Here is a 25,655-nt window from a genome sequence, read left to right as displayed (position 1 = left end):
CTTGGGTGTCTTTATCAAGTATAATTTTACGATTTAACGATCAGAAGGTTAAAAAGATATCTGATTTTAAATAAAAAAAACACCTGTTACAATACTTTTGATTGATTTTGGCATTACTATTCAATCACTAAAAATTCTAAAAATAATAGCTTTATAATGTAGTGACAGTAAAATATCAATCGATTATTTCAATGATACCGCGCTGATTATAAAAGTCAATATTTTTCTAATTTATTTATAATTTTACGATTAGACTTGCTATAAGACTAACCTTTTAAAATAAAAAATAGGATGGCATTTTTCAAAGACAATCGAAAAATACCACCCTACTTACACTGTCCTACCAGTTAATAGGCTCAATTTTATTTACAAATTATAACACCAATTTTTGGCTCACACTAATTGATGGCAACGATTATTTAACATTCTTTGTTGATCCACGATCAGCAAATCCGTGTGGCAAAACAACATCGTTAACCGCAAGTTCTTCATGGTTCATTAATTTCGTTAACATCCGCATAGCAACCGCACCAATATCATAAATTGGTTGCGTAATTGAAGACAACTGAGGACGCGTGATAACAGCCACCTTCGAATCATTACTAGTAATAATTTCGAAGTCTTCTGGCACATTAACACCGGCATCAGTTAACCCATTAATGACACCCGCAGCCATTTCATCATTGGCAACGATTGCAGCGGTCGCCGCTGAGTTTTTTATTTGATCAGCTAACTGATAGCCCGATTGATAATCATAATTTCCTTCAAAAACAAGGTTTGCATCATAGTCAATGTCATAAGCTGCCAAAGCATCTTGATACCCCAGTAACTTATGTGCTTTGTTCATGTAATGGTTCAAATCACCACTTACAAAAGCAATTCTCTTATGACCTGCTTTAAGTAGTTCTGTCGTCGCATCGCTCATTGCTGATCGGTAAGCAATATTAACTGAAGGCTGTTCTTCAGCCTCGTCTAGTAAACCAGCTAAGACAACTGGTACATCGGCTTTTTTAAATTCATCACGGATGGCATCATTTAACGTATTACCCATAAAGATAATCCCGTCAACTTGTTTACCAAGTAGATTTTCCATCACTTGCACTTCTTTTGTATCAGATTCATCCGAATTTGCTAAAATAATTTGATAATGATACATTGCGGCAACATCATCAATTCCACGAGCTAGTTCCGCAAAATAATGATTGGTTACATCAGGAATCACCACACCAATAGTCGTTGTTCGTCGTGAAGCTAATCCTCGAGCAACTGCATTTGGTCGATAACCTAACTTTGCTATCACTGCATTGACTTTTTCTTTTGTTTCGGCTTTAACATTTGCATTGCCGTTCACGACACGTGAAACTGTGGCCATTGAGACTTTGGCTTCTCGTGCCACATCATAAATTGTGACCGTTTGTTTATCCATTACTATTCTCCTAAAAAATACAAATTTTTAATTCAGCCTAAACATTAAATGAAAGTATTTCATATAATAACTAAAGACCTTCTTTATTTTACGGGAACGCTTACAATGTGATTGTAACATGTTTTCATGATTTGTTTCATTATTTAATAAAAATTTCACACAACGATTCATTGTAACATAACTTTTAATCATGGATAGGCATTTTTTTAAAATGAGCGTACAATTAACCATGTATTTCAATCAAAGGAGAATTTTTAATGACCGATAAACTTTCATCAATCCAAAGTTGGCTAGAAGAACAACAATTAGATGTTGCTTACTTCTCAGATTTTCATTCAATTGATTACTTAACAGGTTTCAATTCTGACCCTATCGAACGTGTGCTTGCTCTAGTGGTTTTCCCACAAGATGAACCATTCATCTTTGCACCAGCACTTGAAGTTGAAGCCGTGAAAAGCGCAGGTTGGACACACCCTGTTTATGGTTACCAAGACCAAGAAAACCCATGGGATTTAATTAGTCAACACTTACATGCCCACACACAACATACAGAAAAATGGGCAGTTGAACAAGATCAATTAACACTAAAGCGTGCTTCTCTTATTCAAACAGCCATCCCAGAGGCAAAGTTTATTGGTAACCTATCACCATTAATGACCAAATTACATTTGATCAAAACTCCCGACGAAATTGTTAAATTACATAAAGCTGGTGAAGACGCTGATCGTGCATTTGAATTTGCCTTTAATGCTTTGCAAGCTGGTGTTTCAGAACTACAAGTCATGGCAAAATTAGAATATGATCTAAAATCATCAGGCGTTGTTGGTATGTCATTTGATACACTTGTTCAATTCGGCGCCCATGCTGCTGAACCACATGGTGACACAAGCAACAATACGTTAAAGTCTGGTGACCTTGCGCTATTCGACCTTGGTACTATCTACGATGGCTATGTATCTGATGCCACACGTACTGTTGCCTTCCAATCAGTATCAGATCATCAACGTGAAGTCTACGATGTTGTCTTAGAAGCTGAGCTCACTGCTCAATCAGCTGCCAAGCCAGGTATGACGGCTGGTGAGTTAGATGGCATTGCCCGAGACATTATCACCAAGGCTGGTTATGGTGAATACTTTGTTCACCGTCTTGGTCATGGAATTGGTTCATCTGTCCACGAATCAATTCAAATTGCTCAAGGAAATGATCTAGTCTTACAACCAGGTATGTCATTCTCAATTGAACCAGGTATTTACATTCCTGGTGACTTAGGTATCCGTATCGAAGACTCAGTAATTGTTACCGAATCTGGTGTCGATCCATATACACACTCACCTAAGGAATTACGTATTATTGAATAATTTATAAAAGTTAATACGTATAACTAAAAAACGCTAACTCGAATTAGTTAATCGAGTTAGCGTTTTTCTTTATATTGAATTAGACAAACATTAGCGATTTACTTGTCAGCTTTTTTAGATAGTCCTTCTTTATCAGTTTCTGACAAACCTGAAGTTGGTTCTAATACCTCTGATTCAACATCATCTTCAAAACTTTCAAAAGTTTCTGATGCAACTGCGTCATCAGCTGGTGAAAGAACAATATCTTCTTCAGTTTGTTCAGCAACATCAGCCTTAACTTGTTCTTTGAAATCGTCAGCCTTGGCCTTAGCTTGATCAGTCAAATCTTGCGCTTGGTCACGCAAGTCGTTTGCCTTTTCTTGTGCTGAAGCTACTAATTCATCAGCCTTTGCACGTAAGTCAGCTGACTTTTCCTCAGCTGATTCTTTTAAATCAGTCACTTTCTCATCGAAAGCATAACTTTTATCAGATACAAAGTCGTCCGCTTTGTCACGAACTGAAGCTACTGCATCAGTTGCAGCATAACTATAATCTACTACTTTATCACGAACGTCAGCTACTGTTTCATCGAACTTGTCTTTCAAGTCCTCTTGTTGTTCAACAGTTAACATCTTGTAATAACCATACCCTGCCGCAGCAACTAAACTACCAAATGCGACACCTGCTAAAAATCCTTTTGTTTTTGACATGAACGTATCCTCCGTTTTGTTTGATTAACTAATGACTACTTTTCTGCAGCCGCAGCTTTTTTGGCACTCTTACGATTCTTGCGTGCCGCGTTAGCAGCAAACACTGCTGACGCCACTTTGGTTTTATTTGAACCAGATGATGATTTAACTTTATCAGTTAGGTTATGTGTTGCATCGTTCAATTCTGATACTGAAGTCCCCAAGTCAGCAATCGCTTGGAAGGCAGGATCAACTGTCGCCACCTTGCCATTTACATCATTTAACAATACATCTACATTAGCTAATATATCATTAGCCTCGCGTGCAATAATATCAACATCCTTCGTGACAACACCCAATGTTTGCGTTAACTTCACCAAGAATAGTCCAATAAATAGAACTAATAATAATACGGCTACAGCTAAAATTATTAGAGCAATTTGTCCACCTGTCATATTTTCCCTCCTAGCATCCTGTGTATATCCACTATTCTAACGTTTTATGTGCTTGCTGGCAATTGTAAGACTTTTATAGGTAAATGTATACCACCAGATATGATAACCATATCACCATTATTTTCTATCAATCACCATACCTTTACCTATTCGAAGTCTAACTCTTCTACCAACTGCTCAAATTCATTCAAACGATTTTCAAATACTTTGAAAGTTTCTTGTAGATACTCTGGCTTCGTCATATCGACACCTGCTTTTTTCATGACATCGATTGGGAAGGCTGACGCACCTGCCTTAAGATATTCTTTATAGGCATCAACTGCCGGCTGACCTTCATGTAAGATTTTATCTGCCAAAGCAGTTGCTGCCGCAAAACCAGTACTGTACTGGAAAACATAATAATTATAGTAAAAGTGCGGAATACGTTCCCACTCATGAGCAATTTCTTCATCTACAGTCAGAGCCGGTCCATAGTAACGTTGGTTCAATTCAGCATAAGCATCATTAAGTACCTCAGCCGTTAAAGGCGTCCCAGCTGCATCAGTTTCATGCATCCATTGTTCAAACTCAGCAAATTGTGTTTGTCGGAACAAAGTGCCTTTGACACCATCCAAGTATTGGTTTAATACGTATGCTTTTAATTTTTTATCAGTAATCGTATGTAACAAGTAATCGGTCAACAAATTTTCATTGGTCGTTGAGGCAATCTCAGCAAGAAAAATTGGGTAATCCCCATATTGATATGGTTGATTTGTCCTCGTCAAATATGAATGGACAGTGTGTCCCATTTCATGTACCAATGTACTCAAATTATTCAAATTATCAACCCAATTTAGTAAGATAAATGGATTGGTATCATAAGAACCGCCCGAGTAAGCACCTGATCGTTTACCTTTGTTTTCAATAACATCAATCCAACGACTATCAAAGGCCTTTTGTACAATAGCCAGATAATCCTCACCCAAAGGTGCTAATGCCTTTAATGCTTCAGCTTGTGCACGAGGATAGTCAATCTCATAATCCGGCTCACCAAGAATAGGTGTATAAAGGTCATAAGAATGTAATTCTGACAGCTTTAACAAACGTTTACGTAACTTCATGTAACGATGCAATAATGGCAACGCCTTATTTACTTCAGTAACTAACGTATCATAAACTGTTTCAGGAACATTATCAGCAGCTAAGGCCGCTTGGCGAGCTGAATCATAATGGTGAACACTTGCTAAGTAGTTGTGCCCCTTAACATGGCTACCAATTAATGAAGCAAACGTATTATCCAATGCCATGTAAGATGCGTAAAATGTTTTAAAGGCATTTCTACGTACATCGGGATTAACAGATTCTAGAAGCCGTGAATAGACACCATCAGATAGTGTTTCTAATTCACCTTCATCATTTTCTACAGCGTCAAATTGTATATCAGCATTATCTAACATACCAAAAGCACGTTCTGAAGCCCCAAACACATCCCCAGCAGCGGCCAATAATTTCTCTTCATTTTCAGGAAGAACATGTCCTTTTTGCGTCAAAATATCGTCAAAATAATGTTTGTAATCATTCAAACGTGGCTCAGCTGCAAAATATGCGGCTAATTGATCTGACGATAGTGACAACACTGCTGGATCAAAAAATGAAATGGCTGCAGAAACTTTAGCTGCTAAGCTTTCAGCCTTGTTACTCAGGCCTTGGTAGAATCCATTAGCAGTATCCTGGTCAGATTTCATTGAAGCGTAGACGTATAATTTTTCTAAATCACGCATCAAGCCTAACCCATACTGCAGTGCATTATATAACGCAGTTCCCGATTGCGTTGCATTAGCAGCAAAAAATTCTGCCGTATCAAGACGCTCTGCTACTTCATTATAGGTATCTTGCCAGTCTTCATCGCTTTGAAAGATCGTGCTAAGATCCCATGTCGCTGACTCTGGTAAGTCTTCACGTAAAGGTAATTCTTTAGCCATTATTTTCCCTCATTTCAGTCTAATATAACCTTCATTCTACCATAGTTTACCTATCTATTCAGGGTGAGTTATGACGTTCAATGTACTTTTCTTACCAATTTTTTATCTATTTCCCTGAAATGCTTTTAATTTATCATGGTAATTATCAAACCAACTGACGGTATCTGCCAACTGAAATCGGCCATTTACAAATTGAATTTGTTTCAAATTAATAGCATCGTTTAAAAACCAATCAAGCCATAGCCTTTGTACATCTGCCAATTTTAAACAACCGAATTTGTGCCACTCTTGTGCAAATAATTGTTGATACATCTCATCTATGGTAATTGGTTTATGCTCTAATAACATGATGATTCGTACAATTACCTGCCATTGCGGTATCTTAAGTCCCCCTGGTAATGAATAGGCTGGATGGCAAATCCAAGGAATACCGACAACGTTCCTATTCTGTGCATAAAGCTGCTTTTGTATTGTACAAATTTGTGATTGCGCCTGTATGATCGCTTGTTGTATTTTAAACAGTTGCTGTACATGATTGTCGACTCGTTTATGCCGGGTAACAGGTTTTCTATGGTCAATTTGCCACCATGCCTTGTAATAAATTCCCTTCTGAGCATGCCAGAAAAATATTTTTAATTCTTTACGGTGTAAAGTGGCAAATTTCGCCATTGTTGATGACTGTATTCGCTTTTTCTGATAAGGTTCTCCCAAAATCCAAATAACTTGCATTTGTAACTGTCGATAGCCAGCCATACGTTCCCGAATACGTTCAATTGTAATTGGCGCACATTGAAATTCAATGACGGTCCAAGTAGTCCCTTTTCTTACCATTAAGTCAGGGCGTTGCTTGATTTTACTGAGCCATGGCTCCAATTTAACCTCATCATATTTATCACTAAAATATTGAAACAAAGCCAATTTTCCTTGAAGATGCGTGGCCGATTCCCCTTCTGTACTCACATGGCATTGTCCAAATTGCTGATGAGCATAGTGGGCTATTTTTATATTCCCTTTTTTTAAACGAACCGGTTCCCCACAACCTGGACATTCGTATTTATCTATTACATTGGCTGAGTTAGCATCAATGTAGACCATTGTAGTTGTGTTCTTTGCAATAAACATTCACTAACCTCCGTATTAATAGACGCGCATTGATGTCTGTTTTACAAAAAAACTGAGACAGATTACTCTGCCCCAGTACGATTGTTTTTAATTAAAGTAAGTTAGCACTTGTTCAAGTGCATCATTTGCAAAAATAACTTGACCATGTTCTATCAAAACTTCTGCCGATACTTCTGATATCTTAGCAAATTCACGAGCAACAGCTGTTAAGTCTTTCATATCATAATTATCTTGCAGTGCTTGGCCATCGATTCCCAAGATATAATAAAACTTGCCATGGTATTTGACCAACTCTGTACTAAAAGCAAAATCCTGCTTCTTCATAATCAATGAAAACTGAATAATGTTTTCAAAATCATCAAATTGCAGTACTAGTTCTTGGTCAGCCACGTTATCTGAATCCAACAACTTATCAACTAAATGGTTCTGCTTATCTGACGTCGTCACATCTTTTACCTCGGGCTGTTTAATAACGGGTTTTTCTGGCTTATTCTGATTATCTGTACTATCACTAGCTAATAATTTGTCTAATAGATCATCAGAAACTTCATCATTAGCCTCACCAGCATCCCGCTTACCTAATACAGAATTTAACATGCCTTCCATCATTGACTTATCATCGATATTCTTAGAAATAAATAATTCTAACCCATTTCGATTTGGTAATACTTGGAAGGTGACTGCTTCATTATCTTCGAAGTCGCCATCGACATCGACCTCTTCTAGAATATTATAGAAGAACTCCTCAATTTCATCTTGGTTGCCCAGCAAATCAACAATTGAAATACTACGCTCCGCTAAATCGTCATTTGTGACAACAACGCGAATGGTATCATCATTTATTCGTTCCATTTCCATAATGGGCACCCCTTTCTTCTCACTCAATCATGAGAAATCGTTTCAATAATATATTATAACAAATTCTTAGTTTGTTAGTCGAATACATTATACAAAAAAGTTGATGTCACAATTGAACATCAACTTCATAATAAACTATTTTCATAAAAAGACAGCTACTATAGGTCAACCATAGCAGTAACCCGTGCTAACTCTGCCTGACGCATTTCATGAGGCAAGAATCGACGAATTTCATCTTCATTATAGCCGACCTGCATACGTTTCTCGTCCATTATTAACGGGCGCTTCAACAACGCGGGCTGACTATGTAGTAAATCAATTAATGAACTTAATGACATATCATCTAATTTGATGTCTAGTTCTGTAAACAATTTTGATCTTGTTGAGATGATTTCTTCAGTACCATCCTCAGTCATACGCAAAATGTTCTTAATCTCTTCTCGAGTCAATGGTTCTTTAAATATATTTCGTTCTTGATAAGAAATCTCATTCTCCTCGAGCCATGCACGCGCTTTTCGGCATGAGGTACAACTTGGTGATGTATATAACGTTACCATAATGGGCCTCCTCTCGGCACTACAATGATACGACTATTCATACTACTGTTCCTTATAGTGTCCATTATAACGGTATCGTCCCAAACATGTAACCCTTTTTTGTCAAATAATTGTAATAAATTAAAAAAGTCTCATTTAGCAAACTGACTATTGTTTATTATTTTTTTCTGTTGCCATTGAAAGTAATTTCTTTTTAAGCTCTACTTCCATCTCTTTCATTTGTTGTTCGGCCACTACGCGTTTCTCTCGACCTTCCTGTTGAATGGTCATGGTTTCTTCAATTGTTCTAACCAATTGATTTTGTGTATGTTGCAAGGTTTCAATATCTACAACTCCACGTTCATTTTCCTTAGCCGTCTCAACCGTATTTTGCTGCAACATATCTGAATTTGACTTAAGTATTCATTCGTTGTATCCGCTACAGCACGCTGCGCTGTCACAGCTTTCTTTTGTTTTAGTAATGTTAACGCAATGGTAACCTGATTTTTCCATAGCGGAATAGACGTATTGATTGATGTTTGAATTTTTTCAGCCAACACCTGGTTAGTCGTTTGAATCAATCTAATTTGCGGTGCCTGCTGCAGAGTCATTTAGCGTGTTAATTTTAAATCATGCACACGTTTTTCAAGTCGTTGTTGAAATGGCACTAAATCTTGCACTTTTTGCGCTAATAATTGATCATCTGACTCCCGGGCACGTTTTTGTGCAGTTGGTAATTCTCTTTTTTCAATATCCGTTAATTTCATCTCTGCACCAACAATATGGACATTGAGTTGCTGTAAAAAAGCCATGTTTTCACTATACAAATCATCTAACATACGATTATCAGACATTAACTCTGCTTGATCATGTTGTAATTGCCCCGCCACCTGATCAACTTGAGCACCAATTTTTTGATATTTTGCTGTTAATTCATAGATGGATTTTTGCATATTTTTAAATAGTCGTGCAAAAAATCCTTGCTTAACAGGCGCTAACTCAGATGGATTGGCTTGCGACAAATTGGTCATTAATTCTGAGAGCGTGTCACCAATTGGTCCAACATCCTGTGATTGCACCTTATCTAGTACCCCCTGAGAAAAATCGATTAAATTTTTTTGTGTATCAGCACCATACGAAATAATTGAATCCATGTGTGCCACATCAAGCTGTTGTGCTAGCTTCAAGGCTTCTGACCTTTCCTGTGCCGTTAAATCACCGACACTATCATGTTCATCAGTTGCTACATCATTTTTTGATTGTTGTTTCTCAGTCATGATTGCCTCCAAGGGTATCTTTCGTTGCGCTCATCCGATCATTTAAATTATTCACATCCTGACGAATCACCAAACGATAATCGTCATAAACAGCGATTGCTAATTGCTTAATTAATTGGCGTGCTTCTTTTAATTGCTTTTTATCGTTATCGCTAATAACTGCATGATGTGCAATTTCTACATAACTCACCAACAATTGTTCTAGGTTAGGTAATCAGCGGTATGCAAAGTCATCCACTACCGTAAGTTGAGTAGGATTCGCTGCTAGTTCTTCTAGCGTAGCATTAATATATGTCACAACTTTTGTTTCTACGTTAATACGCCTTAGTCCAACCGTTTCCGCCAACAAAGCTTCAATATGCGCCGCAGATATTCGCAATCGCTTAAACGTTTCCTTAAAAACATGCACATCCCGCCGTGTTAAATCATTCGTATTGATTTTCAATCGTGATTGGTATTTTAATCTTTTATTATTTGCATGTGGTATAACGAATAGTTCACGTAATCCGATGACAGTCAATACCAATATCCCTTGCGTCATCAATCCTAATTGTGGCGTACCAATAATTAACAAAACAAAAACAATTGGTAAAACCCAGCGGAAAATTTGTTTGATTGATACACCTAATACAGTAATACCACCAATAAAGAGCCAGGTTGCTGCATTTGTATAGTTACTAAATAACACACCAAGTATAAATAGCCCCCAGAAAAAGCCCCATCTTATTTTGTGCCAATATTGTTTTGGTATCTTGTTTAGATCAAACATTTCTGTGCCCCAACCCATTTTTCACTTTAGTTAACATGCGGCAGTCAAATACGGCATCATCCCATATGACTATTTTTCATTCTCTAGCTGTTGTTTGTGGTGTTCTTCAGCAAATATCGCTTCTTTCCTAGCTTCTTCTTGTTCTAAATCCGCTAAGTAACGTCGTGACCAGCGATAAATAACCAGAACTAGTATCATAAGGGCAATCGAGATCGATTGAATCAATATCCCCATCGTATCATCGTGATAAACCAATAAATTACGTAGCATTGCCGTTACACCAATATACATGAAATTTTGTAATGAAATATGATTTTGTAAAAAATACTCTTGGGTCAATACGACAAATTCAAAGAATAGAAAGGTTTCCAAAATCAATTGTGCAATACTATAGAAATTTTTTTGCAAATCAACTTGCCAAATCATTTGTAATAAAACCCACAAATCTTTCACAAAGAAACCAAACATAATGATTCCTAAAATAAGCATGCCTACGCCTAAAAAAATATTATATCCTTTTTCAAGGTGCTTATATCCCATGTGATATCCTCCATTTATTTATTATCTCCATATTACCAAACCAATATATGAAGCGATAGTTTTTTAAATGTGTGTGTTCACAAAAGTAAATATTTGTAGCAAATACGTAGGAAATGAAAACAAAAAAGGCAGTATTTTATGGTAAAAATAGACTTTTTATAAACGACAAAAAGCCCTATCACACCAACGGTTTGAGCCGGTATAACAGGGTTTCTGTAAAATTATTAAATTTGTTCCTAGTGCCGTCGACAGGAATCGAACCTGCACGAGATAAATCTCACACCGACCTGAACGGTGCGCGTCTGCCAATTCCGCCACGACGGCATACCCATTACATAACAGTGATAACTATAACAGAAATCAATGTCATTGGGTAGTATTTTTATAACTTTTGCTTTGCTAAAGCTGCAAAACTAAGCTGTTTTCTGTATAAATTATATTGGGCATGCTCATAGCGATGTAATGGAAAATCAGTTGATTCTTGCCAATCGGACCAATTTTCCTTTAGACGCCATGTCGACAAAATAACAAGTTCATGTGCATTCGTTGTTTTTTGTAAAATATACGAACTAATAAAGCCAGGTGTTTCAATATCTAACTTACTTGCTTTGTACCGCCGAATAAAATTATCTCGTTCTAAATCATTAAGACTGATAAAAGTAAAATTCATCCAACCTCTTAGTTCATCAGTCTCCCCATGGCTAGCAAGAATCTCATATGTTACTGGCATAGCAAATACAGAATTTTTATCAGTTGTTTTTTCCAATAATTCATATTTTTGTCGATCAGAGTCGTCACTCATTAGTAAGAGTCCGCGCTCTAAATTATTATTCCGCACATTTTGTAAAACATCCTTTGATCCAAACGTCTCATGTAAATATTCAGTCATAATGTTTCCCCCATTCACATCGTACTTGGCGATGATTCTATACTAATCATAATCTAAATCGATTAAAAAATATAGTCACACGAATTATCGCATTATGAACCAAACGCCATGCCAATTAAGCTAAGAGCGGCAATACTATTGTTCAACATGTGTGTGGCCATCGAATACTGAATTTGCTTGGTCTTTTTATAAACAACGGCCAATGATATTCCCATTAATGAATATTGAATAAATGCAAAGGTTTGGAAATCTTGATAAACATGGAAGTAGCCAAATAAAACACCCGAAATAATGACATTAAACCACCAAGGGCCTTCTTTAAAAAAGTAATTCAAAATAATGCCACGGAAAATCAGCTCTTCGACCAACGGTGCGACAAAAACCGCCAGAACAACGACAAAGACGAGCGCTGCCCCACCTTTTTTAGCCATCTCCTCTAATGCGACTTGATTACTAGCGGTCATCTTTTGATGAGAAAATACATATTGTAAGGCGACTGTTACCATACCAGCCCCAAGAATCATGGCATAACCATAGCCAACCCAAGCTAGTTTGTCACCACGAAACGGATGTAAGCTTGTCTTGGGAGCCTTTTTTTGAACGGCATAAGATAATATCCAAACTGTTATCGCAGTTAATATGGCGGCAACAATTAACATCACGGCAATGCCAATGGGATGATTTTTATCAACGCCTAGCCAATTCACAATTCCCACTTTACTGTAAGTACTACCTAACTGAATAACAAAATCTAAAATAACCCCAACGACTACCCAAATGATTCCAGTTATCAAGCTGCCGACTTGATTAATCTTTTTCATGTTCATCCTCCTGATTTTTTGGTTGCAGCGCTAATGATAACACTGTTATCAAAATCGTGAATAAGACAAACAATACAAACAAGGCGACACCAATCACCCATGTTGGCCAATTTGCTATTTTTGCAAACCAGACAAAACCAATAAAAACAATAACAACAATAAAACTCGCACCAATTTGAATTGCAAAACGCATACTAATCTTCACCTGCCAATACAAATTGATCTAATACCTCGGCAATCGCACCTTCATTATTCGTGTGTTGCGTTACAAAATCTGCCGCTGCTTTAACTGATGCAATTCCATTGGCCACACTAACACCTAATCCTACGGCAGTAATCATCTTTAAATCATTATTATTATCACCAGCAGCCATTATTTCAGAAGGCTCAATACCTAGTTTTTTACCTAATAACAATGACACACTCCCCTTATCAACGCCTTGCAGATTAAATTCAACATAACGTCCAGATGAATATGTTGCTTCAACACTATCACTGCCTACTGCCTTAATCACAGCATCATGTATTTGTCTTTGAACGATTGCGTCTTCATTTTCAAAAATCACTTTCATAATTGGCTGTTCATCATTTAAAAATGATAAATCAAGCTGATCGATTGTTTCATATACCACGCCGCGAGTTGCCATATACCGCTTATCGGATTCATTAAGATCGTAGATAAATAACTTATCTACTGTATAAATATGCACATCAATTTGGCTGTTCAAATATCCCGCCGCAACTATCTTTTTTGCTAAGGATACCGGCATACCTTGCGTGGCTATAACTCGATTATCATGATTCTCAACAATTGCAGCGCCATTATATGAAATAACATACTGGTCTGCTTGATCAAATAATCCTAACTCTTTTAACATATTTTGGACCGATATAAACGATCGACCAGTATTAGGGACAAACTTAAACCCTTTTGTCATTGCTTGCTTAATTGCACGTACGTTTTCTTTGTGAATGGTACCATCATCATTTAGAAACGTTTCATCTAAATCGGACACCAACATTTTATAACTCATTGACTACTTCCTCTATGTCACATATTTTCTTTATTCTACCAGAAAAAATTAATTTGCTTGTAACGATATTTAATATAAAAGAGATAATTAAAAAAATTCTAGTATCTTCCACATTTATTTTGACTTGACTAGAGCACTGTGCCATATTTATTAATAGGTTAATAAAAGGAGACATTTTATGCGTAATTTTATAAATGAATTTAAAGACTTTATCATGCGTGGTAACGTTTTGGACTTAGCAGTTGCCTTTATTATGGGGGCTGCTTTCCAAACAGTTGTGACATCTGTCGTTGATGATCTAGTTATGCCCCTAATTGGTATTATTACTGGCTCAATCTCATTCTCAACAATCGTTTGGCATGTCGGTTCAGCTAATATCAAGATTGGATCATTCATTGGTACACTGATTACATTCTTATTGACGAGTTTTGCCATTTTCTTAATTTTGAAGGCTATTCGTAAAGCACAATCACTAGCTAAAAAAGATGAAGAGGAAGAAGAAGAAGAAACTGAATTGGTTGTTCTTCAAGAAATTCGTGACGCACTAGCAGAAAAGAAAGACTAATTTTTTATTTTTAAACAGGAACGCCCTTGATATATAGGCATTTGTCTATGTAAGGACGTTCTTTTTATTTTGTCAAGATGTTGAATTTATTTATTATATTGGCTAATATAGTTATCAGCTGATAAGCTCACTCATGTACTTTATAAGATGAGTATTTGGAGAAAATATAATCCTGAAGGAAGAAGGACTACCATGGTGATTATCACAGCTGGTATGATCGGTGTCGGGAAAACCACACTAACTGATTTGATTGCAAAACATCTTAATACACAGGCCTTTTTTGAGCCTGTAGGTGAAAATCCTGTGTTGCCTCTTTATTATGCAGATCCAAAACAATATGGATTTTTACTACAAATTTACTTTTTGAACAAGCGTTTCGCAATGATCAAGAAAGCTTTATCGGATGATAATAATGTCTTAGATCGTTCTATTTACGAAGATGCGCTGTTCACCCAAGAAAATCATCGTGAAGGTAACATCTCTGATGCTGAGTTAAATGTTTATATGACATTGCTTAAAAACATGATGGATGAAATCCAAACGATGAAAAAAGGTCGTCCAGACTTAATGGTATTTGCTGATGCCGATTTTGACACCATCCTTTACCGTATTAAAAAACGCGGTCGCGATTATGAGCAATTTGAAGACAATGCTGATTTACGACAATATTACTTCAAGATGTGGTCAGCCTATCAGAAATGGTATGCAGATTATGATGCTTCACCAAAAATGAAAATTGATTTGCAAAAATATGATCTTGAAAATGAAGACAGTCAGAAAATTGTTTTACAACAAATTGATGACCGACTAAAAGAATTAGAAACTGTTTAATTGATTACACAAAAGTAAGTGAAACCATAAATTAAAGGGACGTTAATCTACCAATTTAACTTGGTCAGATTGACGTCCCTTTAATCTTTAATATGATTTTTTAAGCTTAATGAAAACTATATGCCCCAACAAAATCAGGTAGGACATTCGTATCCGCTATGTTAGCAATTTGAACCTGTTGCTCAGGCTCAGAAGCAATGACATATTGCCCATCACCAACATAAATAGCGACTTGCCAAGTTGCACCATGACCACCCCAGAATAATAAATCACCTGGCTGTGCTGCAGACAAAATATCTGGTTCATTTTGAACATCTTGTGTTGTAACATAAGCCTCTTCAGCGACCGTATATGCTGGAATCGAAACGCCAGCTGTTCGATATGCTTTTGCTACCAATCCTGAACAATCTAGTCCAGCAGCAGTCTTACCACCCCAGACATAAGGAATATTTTGTGAAGCATATTTTAATGCTGCCGAAACAATATCATTTCTTTGGGTCTGTGTTAATGTGCCGGTTTCAGCATTCTGCGCACTCAGTGTCTGTACACTTGGTGAACTAGAATCTTTAGTTACTGTATCTGCGCTACTTTGCTTAGTTGGCAAGGCATCTAGCACAACATCACCATTAGACATCACCTGGCTGCCGCTTGTCGTTGTCTCATGCCTTTGTTGATTCTGTATTGGTGAGCTTTCCAAAGATTGTACATTGACTTGTGTATCTGATTGCAAGGTCGCCGAAGTCGTATCCGCAGTGAAATCACGCACAGATTGTTGTACTGGTTCAGCATAGGCTGACTGTGACTGTGCATCGTCAACTACCGTTGTATCCGCTGCGTACGTTGCTGTGTCTGCCGTTTCTGCTGTTGCATCATACTGTGTGTCATAATTAGCCGCTTGGGAAACATCATCTGTGCCAGCAGCTGGCACAGAGATTGACTGCCCAATTTGTAACATGCTAGTATCAGCATCTGGATTAGCCGCCTGTAAATCAGCAATTGAAATCCCAGTAGCCGCTGCTACTTTCGCTAATGTATCACCGTCTCTAATCGTATAAACGCTTGTTGCGTCCGACTGTGTGCTATCACTATTCGCTTCAGAAACCACAGCATCTTCAGCTGGTGTCGTTGAAGCATCGGTTTCTGTTGTATCCGTTGTTGAATCATCATAATATGATGATGTCGTCTCATCCGCTTGACTAGAGGTAACTAGCGCTTCTGTCATTGCTTCAGATGCGACATTGTTCACATCAGTTGTCGTTCTTTTATCAGCATGCTTGGTTTTACCCGTAAAGGTCGCAATTGCTGATTTTTTTGACCCCTTTTCTCGAAGAACATCCGACTTTGTTGTCACTTTACCATGCTTCTGTCCAGATGCCACTTCTTGAATAAAATTCGTCACACTCTGAAATTGCGTCACATGTTCCGAATCAGGGGCTAAGTTCACAGCGCCCCTGACTGCAGCTTGTACATCCGGCACTTGTGTGGTTGCCACAACACCCAATGCACCAACAAGACCAGTGGTGATCACCTTTTTTGAAACCTGTACCATAGGCATAACTCCTCTCAAATCCTAATCGTTAAACCCAGGTTTAAATACACAGACACCAGCTTATATTTAAACTTTATTTAACATCTATATCATACCTTAATTTTCCTTAAATTTTTAGGGGAAACTTTGTTCGCCTTTGTTGTAACCAAAAAAGAGACATCAATTTAACCATCTTGGGATAATAAATCAATGTCTCTTAAACCTTTTGTATCTCCGTTTAACTCATATTAATCTGTTGGAAAAAGACGGGTCGCAGCCACTGCACGTTGCCATCCCTTATAGGCATGCTGCACTTGATTCTGACGTTCAGCAAGCGGTTCTTTTAGCTGTAGATGGTTAGACGCTGGTAAACTATCTATATCTTCCCAAAAACCAACACCTAAACCAGCTAGATATGCTGCACCTAACGCCGTTGTCTCCAATTGTTCCGGTCGCTTAACCACTGTATTAATTAAGTCAGCTTGGAATTGATGCAAGTAATCATTTGCAGCAGCCCCACCGTCAATAACCAAATTGGTTATTTCAATATTTGTATCGTCCTGCATAGCATCTAACACATCTCGTGTTTGGTATGCAATTGATTCCAATGTGGCTCTTACAAGATCTTCCTTAGTTGTCGCACGAGTTAGGCCAAACATAGCGCCACGTGCATTCTGATCCCAATAAGGTGCCCCTAACCCAGCAAAAGCAGGTACTAAGTAAATCGGATCAACGTGTTGTTCGCGGGCGATTTCGGCCAGTGCTGCGGTTTCTTTAGCACTCTTAACGAGTTGTAAACCATCACGTAACCATTGAATAGCAGCACCTGCTATAAAGACAGAGCCTTCCAGGGCATAGGTTACTTGTCCATTAATACTATAGGCAATCGTCGATAGCAATCCATTAGTTGAAGTTGCAATTTCTTGGCCCGTATTCATCACAATAAATGAACCTGTGCCATATGTATTCTTAACATCACCTTGCTGAAATGCTTGATGACCAATCAATGCCGATTGTTGATCACCTGCAATTCCTGCAATCGGTACTTGAATACCAAAGAAAGCATATTCGGCGGTATAACCAAATATCCCTGAAGAATCGCGAACTTCAGGCAGCATTGTGACGGGAATATTGAATTTCTCTAGTAAATCTTGATCCCATTCTTTCAAATGTATGTTAAATAACATTGTTCGTGATGCATTTGAATAATCAGTCGCATGAACATGCCCATTAGTTAGTTTGTATAACAACCATGAGTCAACTGTTCCAAACAACAAATCGCCTTTTTCAGCACGTTCTCGCGCACCAGGTACGTTATCTAACAGCCACATAATTTTTGTCGCTGAGAAATATGCATCGACCCATAATCCTGTTTTCTGATAAATGTAGTCTGTCAATCCTTCAGCTTTTAGCTTTTCAGCAATTTCAACACTTTGTTTTGATTGCCAAACAACTGCTGGTGCTATTGGTTCACCCGTTAAACGATCCCAAATAACCGTTGTTTCACGTTGATTGGTTAATCCAATACCTGCAATTTTGTACGGCGGTATATTAGCTTTAATGACAACCTCAGCCATTACTTGGCGGGCATCTTCCCAAATACCATTCGCATCATGTTCTACCCAACCCGGATTATTAAAAATCTGGGGTAACTCTTTTTGCGCCGTGGCAACTACTTGCCCGTCTTTATCAAACAACATTGCTCGTGTACTTGTTGTACCTTGATCGAGCGCCAATATATATTGATCAGCCATCTATCTCTATAGCTCCTACTTTTATTTTTCAATAACCAATAATTGATTATGCCCCTCATGACAAAAAAAAGATGAAACACATAACGTGCTTCATCTTCCATTGTACGAAATTATTTCTCAGAACGCAAAACGCCGCCATCCATGAAACGATCGGGTTGCATCTCATTAACAACTACTTTAACATTTTCACGAGGCACACCAATGTGTTTCTCAAGAGCGGTTGTTACATCCGTCATCATCGCTTTTAACTGCTCATCACTACGTCCTGCAACCAAATCAATATGAACTAATGGCATTATATACGTCCCTCATTATCTTTCTTATTTGTCTACATCAATTTTATCAGCTTCTTCACTGAGATTCAACGCATCCGTAATCTGTGCCTTAGCAACCGTGCGTTCACGTCTAATTTGCGATTGTAAGTCTTCATTCCAGAAGTTATTAGAAACTTCCACAGTACTAACAATGTTCACAAATGCATCGACATCCACAGATTTAATCAAATTTTGCATTTCTGTCAGCTCATAACGTGATAGAACCATCATCAATGTAGTATTAGGCTCTTGCGTAAATGCACCACGCGAAGGCATAACCGTAATACCACGCACCAATGCTTCCTGTAAGGCTTTGATGACCTCATCCGGATGGCTGGTAACGATAAACGCTGTTAACTTTTGATGGCGTGTATGAATAGCATCCACAGCAACAGATGTGGCATAGATACCAATGATCGTATACATCGCATTTTGCCAACCAATAAAGGCACCAGCAACGATGACAATGAAACCATTAATAAACATATTAATCGAGCCAATTGACTTTCCAGTTGTCTTTTGAACAATCATGGCGACAATATCCATACCACCAGTAGAAAAGCCCATTTTAAATGTTAACCCAATTGAGATACCTAATAACAACCCACCAAACAAACCTGCCAAAATTGGTTCTTGAGTCACCAAAGAGCTTTTGGGCAATACAATTTGCATAAACGAAGCAGCAAAATTATTCAAAAATGATAAAATCGTAAACTTTCGTCCAGCAAATATCCAACCAGCAATCGCTAGTGGGATATTTGAACCCATAATAATTGCCCCAACTTCAATATGTATCCCAACTACTGAATCAAAAAATAAACTAATTAGTTGTGCCACACCATTGAAACCACCTGAAAAGATGTTGTTTGGGATGAAAAAACTATTCATTGAGATGGCCACTAAAACGGCTGCTAAAACAAATACAATCGTCTTCATACCATACTCACGTACACGTACCATTGTCACAACATCTGCCTCCTATCTTAAACAAAAATCATTTATCCATTATCACACAAAAAAAGGCATTATTCCATACACAAAGCCCATTTGTCGCAGTTTTTTAACTTATAAACAAAACAACAGCTAGCTATAACCGATTTGGCTATAGCTAGCTGTTGCTATTTAGTTAATCATTAAAGCTTGCTAAATACTTAACATTTTTTTCTTCATCAAAGTCCTTTTCAGACTTACCAATGACAATTGATGCCGTTGAATTTCCAACAACATTAACTGCCGTACGTCCCATGTCAACCAAACGATCAACACCAGCAATAAAGGCTAATCCTGAAGGCGGTACACCGATTGATGATACCGTAGCCAAAAGTACCACGAACGATGCCCCCGGCACACCGGCCATCCCTTTTGAAGTAATCATTAGAACAACTAGTAAGGTCAACTGTTGTGCTAACGATAAATGAATATTATAGGCTTGTGCCATAAATAGCGCACCAATTGCTTGATATATAGCGGAACCATCAAGATTAAATGTATAACCTGTTGGAACAACAAAGGAAACAATTCCTTGACTGACCCCAAACTTTTCCATCTTCGACACAATTCTTGGTAATGTTGCTTCTGAAGATGCGGTTGTAAAGGCTAAAATGATTTCATCACGTAGCACCTTGAATAAGGTAAATACATCCACGTTATAAATTTTCAAAACAATGCCTAGAATAACAATCATAAAGAAAATCATCGTCAGGTAAGAAACGAATATAAAATATCCTAGTGACCCCAATGACTTTAGTCCCATCTGAGCAACTGTGGCTCCAATTAAAGCCCCAACACCAATAGGTGCTAACTGCATGACCCAATTTGTCACTTTAAACATGACTTCTGCCACTGCATCAAAAAAGTCAATAATAATTTGCCCCTTATTACCAATTGCTGCAGTTCCTAGACCAAAAAATACTGAAAACAAAATAACCTGTAACATTTTGTTTTCTGATAATGATGCAAAGAAGTTAGTTGGTACGATATCCATTATCGTTGCCCAAACGCCACCATCACTAGCAGATTTTGCGGTTGACAAGTAATTACTAATATTAGTTGCTTGCAAGTTGTGCACATTGACATTGGCACCTGGTTCAAAGACATTTCCTGCTAACATACCTAATACAATCGCAATCGTTGATAATATCTCAAAATAGAGCAACGTCTTCAATCCAACACGACCTAATTTACGAATATCACCCATCTTGGCAATACCAACCGTTAAACTAGATACCACAATTGGCAACACAATCATTTGAATAAGACCAATAAACATTGTTCCTATATTTTGCATTGCCGTAATAGCCGTCTTGTTCTTAAAAAAGATAACTCCCAAAATGACACCAACAATTAAACCAATAACGATTTGCCACCCTAAACCAATACTACGTTTTTCTCTCTTAGTCTTTCTATCAACACTCAAAAACTTAACCCCTCTACCATATCATTTTATCTGCAAAAAAAGCCAACCCACAGAGGTTGGCTTTTTACTAATAGTTTACCCTTATTAGTTGCGGCGTGCTTCTGGAATACGAGCAGCCTTTCCGTGCAATGCACGCAAGTAATACAACTTGGCACGACGTACACGTCCATGACGAACTACTTCAATTTTGTCAACACGTGGTGAGTGCAATGGGAATGTACGTTCCACACCAACACCACTTGAAATCTTACGAACAGTGTAAGTAGCTTGGATACCAGTACCCTTACGCTTGATAACAACACCTTCAAAGATTTGGATACGTTCGCGTGAACCTTCAACGATACGTGCGTGAACACGAACTGAATCTCCGGCACGGAACTCTGGGATATCTGTACGTAATTGGTCAGCAACCAACTTTTCTAACAAAGCGTTTTGACGCATAATTAAATCTCCTCTTCGACAATCATTGCACCACTCGGCCAGCGGATTATCGGGTTTTATTTTGTGCTATAAGCACTGAATAAAATAATACCACATTAATAATCTGTTAACAAGCAATGACTAATTGATTTGTTCTTCTTGTTTAATTTCTTTTAATAGTTTTTGATCATCCGTCGTTAATTCATAATCGGCTAGTAAATCTGGACGCCGCTGATAGGTGCGACGTAACGCCTCTTTATGCTTCCATTTTGCAATATTAGCATGGTGACCAGATAGTAGCACATCGGGCACTTTCAAGCCTCTAAAATCAGCTGGCCGTGTATATTGTGGATATTCAAGTAAACCAGTTGAAAATGATTCATCAACAGCAGAGCGTTCATCTCCAAGCGCCTCATCTAATAGACGTACCGTGGCGTCAACCACTGTCATCGCACCTAGTTCACCACCAGTTAACACAAAGTCTCCCAAGGAAATTTCATCATCAACTAACGTCCGGATACGTTCATCGTAACCTTCATAATGACCCGCGATAATAGTTAGATGATCTTCTTGGGCTAGTTCTTCGGCAATGGCTTGATTGAAAGTCTTACCCGCTGGATCCATCAAAATAACTCGGCCACGACTGCCAGCTTCCTTTTCCACGGCATCCATCGCATCAAATAATGGCTGTGGCATTAAAAGCATGCCTTGCCCACCACCATAAATTTCATCATCAACCTTGTTGTGTTTATTTTCTGTATAATCTCTAAAATCAGTCACATTAAAATCAACCAAGCCCCGTTCAACTGTTTTACCAATAATAGATTCTCGCATTGGCGCAAACATATTTGGGAATAGGCTTAATACATCAATTCGCATTTTAAATTTCCTCTAACATATTTACTTTTGCAGTACCAGCATCTAAATCAATGTCGGTAACAACATCCGCAATAAATGGCAAGAATAAGTCTTCTTCACCCTGTGCACGAACAACCCAGACATCATTTGCTGGTAATGGCATGATTTCACTTACCTGACCAAGGGTTTCATTTGTTGCGTTATCAATAACATTCAAGCCAATAATTTCATGATAATAATATTCATTATCAGGCAAGCCTTGTTGCAATTCGTCAGTCACAAAAACCTCGCACTCTTTGTATTGCTCAACATCATTAATATTTTCCATATCGACAAAACTAACTAACATAAATTGTTTATGCTGACGTGCTGTCGCAATTTGTACTGTTACATTACCTTGTTGTGATTGAATAACCAAACTTTGGTTCTTTTTAAAGCGATCTGCAGGAAAATCTGTCGTTGGCACAATGCGTACTTCACCACGAATACCGTGCGTATTAACAATTTTACCTACTTTATAAAGTGCCATGTTGTCTTCCTTTTCATTAGTCATATTAATTGTAGTATACCAGTAAAAGAAAACTAACTGAATAGGAAATCCTGAGAATTATTTGATAAAATCTAACTAACAACTGCACCCTAAGGAGAGCAATCAATGAGTATCAATCTTTATATCGTCAGGCACGGTGAAACGTACATCAATAAATATAAACGTATCCAAGGCTGGACTAATGCCCCGCTTACCGAAAAAGGCATTCAAGATGGTCGAGCCGCTGGTGAGCGCCTACAGGACATTGTATTCGATCGTGCCTATTCTTCTGATTTGGAACGTGCGGTGTCAACAGCTCAAATGGTTTTAGACCAAAACAACCATACTGATGCCTCATTATTACAATCTTTACCCGAATTAAGAGAACAATTTTTTGGTTATTTTGATGGTATTTCTAACACTATTGCGGCGCAATTGATTGCCAAAAAACGTGCCTTACCTGTGACAACAACATTTGACCAGTTAACTCGTCAACTTGGCCCATTCGAAATCATAAATGCCATTCATGAGGCCGACCCGACCGGGGATGCCGAAACAGCTGCGGTATTTTGGCAACGACTGATGAGTGGCTTTAAACAGATTGCTGCCGAAAGTACTGAAAATGCCAACGTACTTTTAGTTTCACACGGCAGACTATTGAGTACATTAGGGCAACACTTTGCAAAACTTGATGGTGAACATGCAGAGCCAGATAATGGCGCAGTAAGTCTTTGGCAACTGACTGGCGATCATTTAACATTGCGCGTCTTTAATGACTTACAAACTATCTGGTAAGTACACAAAACAAAAGACTTTAAGATGCCTAATTAGACCATATTAATAATTAAAAATCCACAAAAAAAGGAATCCAAAAATGGATTCCTTTTTTGATGTATCAAATTATTTTGAATACTTTGCATCATGGTACTTTGCCATAATGCCTGCATTTGATAGCAAATTCTTAACAGTATCTGATGGTTGTGCACCATTGTTCAACCATGACAAAATTAATTCTTCGTCTAATTTAACTTCTGATGGTTGGATAAGTGGGTTGTAAGTACCTACTGTTTCGATAAAGCGACCATCACGTGGTGAACGTGAGTCAGCAACAACGATACGGTATACAGGGTGCTTCTTTGAACCCATGCGCTTCAAGCGAATTTTAACTGCCATATTTTAAATAATTCCTCCAATTGTTTTCTACATTTATAACTATAACAGACTTAGCAAATGCTGTAAAGTGATTTTCCTTTACACTTTAAAATTAACGACGTTTTTTCTTGTTCTTACGAATTTTTCGCGCCATTTGTTTCATTGCAATGTCGGCCATCTTACCTTTCATACCGCCACCAGCTCCTGGGAAGCCAGCACCATTAGCACCACCGCCCATGGCGTTCATCATTTGTTCCATACCAGCCATGTTACCATTCATCACACCGCTCATCATCTTCTTCATCTGATTAAATTGTTTAACCATACGATTGACTTCGACCACTGGCCGACCTGCTCCTGCTGCTAAACGGCGCTTACGCGATGGATTCAAAACATCTGGATTTTCACGTTCTTCAGGTGTCATTGACATCACAATTGCACGAATATGTGCCATATCTTTCGGATCAATTTTTGCATTCTTCAAAGCTGGATTATTTGCCATACCCGGAATCATTTTCATAATATCTTCCATTGATCCCATATTTTGCAATTGGTCCATCTGATCAATGAAATCATTGAAATCAAACGTATTTGATTTCATTTTTTCCATTGTTTCGTTAGCTTGTTTCTCGTCGTAATCTTTTTGGGCCTTTTCAATCAAAGTCAGTAAGTCACCCATACCAAGAATTCGACTAGCCATCCGGTCTGGATAGAAGATATCCAAATCGGTCATTTTTTCTCCTTGACCAACAAACTTAATTGGCTTGCCAGTCACTGCACGAATTGATAAGGCAGCTCCACCACGGGTGTCACCATCCAACTTCGTCAAAACAACACCAGTAATATCAAGGCGATTATTAAATCCTTCAGCGGTCTCTACCGCGTTCTGACCAGTCATCGCATCGACAACCAACATGATTTCATCAGGCTGCGCGATATCCTTAACATCAGCCAACTCTTGCATCAGCTCTTCGTCAATTTGTAAACGACCAGCCGCATCAATGAAAACATAATCCGACTTTAACTCAGCCGCTTTTTCCATCCCTGCTTTAACGATATCACGTGGATTAACATCCGTACCCATGTCAAATACAGGCACATCAATTTGCTCACCTAATGACTTTAATTGATCAATGGCGGCTGGACGGTAAACGTCGGCTGCAATCATCAATGGTCGTGCATTTTGTTCATTTTTTAACTTCAGTGCTAACTTACCAGCCGTCGTCGTTTTACCAGCACCTTGTAACCCAACCATCATAATCACTGTTGGTATCTTAGGCGACTTATTAAGTTCTACGGCTGACTCACCCATCATTGCCGTCAACTCATCATTAACAATTGAGACAATTTGTTGAGCTGGGTTAAGTCCGTCTAAGACTTTGGCACCCGCTGCTTTTTCACGAACACTGCGTACAAAGTCCTTAACAACTTTAAAGTTAACATCGGCTTCCAATAATGCTAGCCGGATTTCACGCATCGTCTCGCGTAAGTCTGCGTCTGTAACTTTTCCTTTACGACGTAAGCCACTCAAGGCTTTCTGTAGTCGATCTGTTAAACCTTCAAAGGCCATTACT

The 25,655-nt window shown here is 38.1% G+C and carries 27 protein-coding genes, 1 tRNA gene and 2 pseudogenes; 4 read left to right on the top strand and 26 right to left on the bottom strand.

Annotated features, from left to right (window positions below; translation table 11 throughout):
- Positions 1–415 precede the first annotated feature (415 nt).
- On the bottom strand, positions 416–1,426 hold the full coding sequence (gene ccpA / locus NGR58_RS01870) for a catabolite control protein A (protein WP_258088018.1): 1,011 nt from the start codon (positions 1,424–1,426) through the stop codon (positions 416–418).
- A 257-nt stretch (positions 1,427–1,683) separates the two neighbouring features.
- On the opposite strand from ccpA, the gene NGR58_RS01865 reads away from it, so the two are divergent.
- Entirely contained in the window at positions 1,684–2,784 is a 1,101-nt protein-coding gene (locus NGR58_RS01865; RefSeq protein WP_258088017.1) for a M24 family metallopeptidase, read from the top strand.
- Positions 2,785–2,882: 98 nt separating this feature from the next.
- Here the strand turns inward: NGR58_RS01865 and NGR58_RS01860 are convergent, their stop codons facing one another.
- From NGR58_RS01860 to NGR58_RS01790, 15 genes and pseudogenes are all read right to left on the bottom strand, one after another.
- Positions 2,883–3,473: a hypothetical protein gene (locus NGR58_RS01860; protein WP_258088016.1), complete on the bottom strand. Its 591-nt coding sequence runs from the start codon at positions 3,471–3,473 to the stop codon at positions 2,883–2,885.
- Between the two features lie 35 nt (positions 3,474–3,508).
- Positions 3,509–3,907 (bottom strand): DUF948 domain-containing protein, encoded by a 399-nt coding sequence (locus NGR58_RS01855; protein ID WP_115471287.1) that lies wholly within the window; start codon positions 3,905–3,907, stop codon positions 3,509–3,511.
- A gap of 146 nt (positions 3,908–4,053) precedes the next feature.
- Positions 4,054–5,868 carry an oligoendopeptidase F gene (gene pepF / locus NGR58_RS01850; RefSeq protein ID WP_258088015.1) on the bottom strand — a complete coding sequence of 605 codons (1,815 nt, stop codon included), beginning with the start codon at positions 5,866–5,868 and terminating at the stop codon, positions 4,054–4,056.
- A gap of 102 nt (positions 5,869–5,970) precedes the next feature.
- Complete coding sequence (locus NGR58_RS01845) at positions 5,971–6,990, bottom strand: competence protein CoiA (protein WP_258088014.1); 1,020 nt, start codon at positions 6,988–6,990, stop codon at positions 5,971–5,973.
- 87 nt (positions 6,991–7,077) lie between these two features.
- Complete coding sequence (locus NGR58_RS01840) at positions 7,078–7,848, bottom strand: adaptor protein MecA (protein WP_258088013.1); 771 nt, start codon at positions 7,846–7,848, stop codon at positions 7,078–7,080.
- Positions 7,849–8,006: 158 nt separating this feature from the next.
- A complete protein-coding gene (spx, locus tag NGR58_RS01835; RefSeq protein ID WP_115471283.1) occupies positions 8,007–8,405 on the bottom strand; it encodes a transcriptional regulator Spx in 399 nt (132 codons plus the stop codon).
- Positions 8,406–8,552: 147 nt separating this feature from the next.
- A pseudogene (locus tag NGR58_RS01830) lies at positions 8,553–9,538 on the bottom strand (toxic anion resistance protein).
- Positions 9,539–9,653: 115 nt separating this feature from the next.
- Positions 9,654–9,863 (bottom strand): annotated as a pseudogene (locus tag NGR58_RS01825) (5-bromo-4-chloroindolyl phosphate hydrolysis family protein); the annotation flags it as partial.
- A gap of 12 nt (positions 9,864–9,875) precedes the next feature.
- A complete protein-coding gene (locus NGR58_RS01820; protein WP_258088012.1) occupies positions 9,876–10,430 on the bottom strand; it encodes a hypothetical protein in 555 nt (184 codons plus the stop codon).
- Between the two features lie 69 nt (positions 10,431–10,499).
- Positions 10,500–10,970: a phosphate-starvation-inducible PsiE family protein gene (locus tag NGR58_RS01815; RefSeq protein ID WP_258088011.1), complete on the bottom strand. Its 471-nt coding sequence runs from the start codon at positions 10,968–10,970 to the stop codon at positions 10,500–10,502.
- 240 nt (positions 10,971–11,210) lie between these two features.
- Positions 11,211–11,294, bottom strand: a tRNA-Leu gene (locus NGR58_RS01810).
- Positions 11,295–11,352: 58 nt separating this feature from the next.
- Positions 11,353–11,859, bottom strand: a complete 507-nt coding sequence (locus NGR58_RS01805; RefSeq protein WP_258088010.1) for an antibiotic biosynthesis monooxygenase family protein — start codon at positions 11,857–11,859, stop codon at positions 11,353–11,355.
- Positions 11,860–11,951: 92 nt separating this feature from the next.
- Positions 11,952–12,680, bottom strand: a complete 729-nt coding sequence (locus NGR58_RS01800; RefSeq protein WP_258088009.1) for a CPBP family intramembrane glutamic endopeptidase — start codon at positions 12,678–12,680, stop codon at positions 11,952–11,954.
- The gene (locus NGR58_RS01795; protein WP_075269970.1) at positions 12,667–12,873 is read right to left on the bottom strand and encodes a hypothetical protein; all 207 of its coding nucleotides are present in this window, start codon (positions 12,871–12,873) and stop codon (positions 12,667–12,669) included. The genes NGR58_RS01800 and NGR58_RS01795 overlap by 14 nt, the downstream gene beginning before the upstream one ends.
- A 1-nt stretch (position 12,874) precedes the next feature.
- A complete protein-coding gene (locus NGR58_RS01790) occupies positions 12,875–13,714 on the bottom strand; it encodes a Cof-type HAD-IIB family hydrolase (protein WP_258088008.1) in 840 nt (279 codons plus the stop codon).
- A gap of 178 nt (positions 13,715–13,892) precedes the next feature.
- Here NGR58_RS01790 and mscL point away from each other — a divergent pair, with 178 nt between their 5' ends.
- Positions 13,893–14,279: a large conductance mechanosensitive channel protein MscL gene (mscL, locus tag NGR58_RS01785; protein ID WP_258088007.1), complete on the top strand. Its 387-nt coding sequence runs from the start codon at positions 13,893–13,895 to the stop codon at positions 14,277–14,279.
- Positions 14,280–14,471: 192 nt separating this feature from the next.
- Entirely contained in the window at positions 14,472–15,110 is a 639-nt protein-coding gene (locus NGR58_RS01780) for a deoxynucleoside kinase (RefSeq protein ID WP_258088006.1), read from the top strand.
- A 106-nt stretch (positions 15,111–15,216) separates the two neighbouring features.
- Here the strand turns inward: NGR58_RS01780 and NGR58_RS01775 are convergent, their stop codons facing one another.
- The 8 genes from NGR58_RS01775 to rimM form a co-directional block, all read right to left on the bottom strand.
- On the bottom strand, positions 15,217–16,659 hold the full coding sequence (locus NGR58_RS01775) for a C40 family peptidase (protein WP_258088005.1): 1,443 nt from the start codon (positions 16,657–16,659) through the stop codon (positions 15,217–15,219).
- Positions 16,660–16,886: 227 nt separating this feature from the next.
- Entirely contained in the window at positions 16,887–18,392 is a 1,506-nt protein-coding gene (gene glpK / locus NGR58_RS01770; RefSeq protein WP_258088004.1) for a glycerol kinase GlpK, read from the bottom strand.
- Between the two features lie 110 nt (positions 18,393–18,502).
- Entirely contained in the window at positions 18,503–18,688 is a 186-nt protein-coding gene (locus NGR58_RS01765) for a 2-hydroxymuconate tautomerase (protein WP_075269976.1), read from the bottom strand.
- Between the two features lie 24 nt (positions 18,689–18,712).
- Positions 18,713–19,666, bottom strand: a complete 954-nt coding sequence (locus NGR58_RS01760) for a YitT family protein (RefSeq protein WP_258088039.1) — start codon at positions 19,664–19,666, stop codon at positions 18,713–18,715.
- Between the two features lie 166 nt (positions 19,667–19,832).
- Positions 19,833–21,122 (bottom strand): dicarboxylate/amino acid:cation symporter, encoded by a 1,290-nt coding sequence (locus NGR58_RS01755; protein ID WP_258088003.1) that lies wholly within the window; start codon positions 21,120–21,122, stop codon positions 19,833–19,835.
- An 84-nt stretch (positions 21,123–21,206) separates the two neighbouring features.
- A complete protein-coding gene (gene rplS, locus NGR58_RS01750) occupies positions 21,207–21,563 on the bottom strand; it encodes a 50S ribosomal protein L19 (RefSeq protein WP_258088002.1) in 357 nt (118 codons plus the stop codon).
- Between the two features lie 120 nt (positions 21,564–21,683).
- Complete coding sequence (gene trmD / locus NGR58_RS01745) at positions 21,684–22,421, bottom strand: tRNA (guanosine(37)-N1)-methyltransferase TrmD (RefSeq protein WP_258088001.1); 738 nt, start codon at positions 22,419–22,421, stop codon at positions 21,684–21,686.
- 1 nt (position 22,422) lies between these two features.
- Positions 22,423–22,929 carry a ribosome maturation factor RimM gene (rimM, locus tag NGR58_RS01740; RefSeq protein WP_258088000.1) on the bottom strand — a complete coding sequence of 169 codons (507 nt, stop codon included), beginning with the start codon at positions 22,927–22,929 and terminating at the stop codon, positions 22,423–22,425.
- Between the two features lie 126 nt (positions 22,930–23,055).
- On the opposite strand from rimM, the gene NGR58_RS01735 reads away from it, so the two are divergent.
- Positions 23,056–23,724, top strand: a complete 669-nt coding sequence (locus tag NGR58_RS01735; RefSeq protein ID WP_258087999.1) for a histidine phosphatase family protein — start codon at positions 23,056–23,058, stop codon at positions 23,722–23,724.
- A gap of 105 nt (positions 23,725–23,829) precedes the next feature.
- Here NGR58_RS01735 and rpsP read toward each other — a convergent pair whose 3' ends face one another.
- Positions 23,830–24,102, bottom strand: a complete 273-nt coding sequence (gene rpsP / locus NGR58_RS01730; protein WP_258087998.1) for a 30S ribosomal protein S16 — start codon at positions 24,100–24,102, stop codon at positions 23,830–23,832.
- 91 nt (positions 24,103–24,193) lie between these two features.
- On the bottom strand, positions 24,194–25,651 hold the full coding sequence (gene ffh, locus NGR58_RS01725; protein WP_115471266.1) for a signal recognition particle protein: 1,458 nt from the start codon (positions 25,649–25,651) through the stop codon (positions 24,194–24,196).
- Between the last annotated feature and the right edge of the window lie 4 nt (positions 25,652–25,655).

This window comes from Weissella fangxianensis (assembly GCF_024718545.1).
GTDB classification, from domain to species: Bacteria; Bacillota; Bacilli; order Lactobacillales; family Lactobacillaceae; genus Weissella; species Weissella fangxianensis.
The sequence above is the reverse complement of the archived record's forward strand: the minus strand, read 5'-3'. Positions and strand labels throughout refer to the sequence as shown.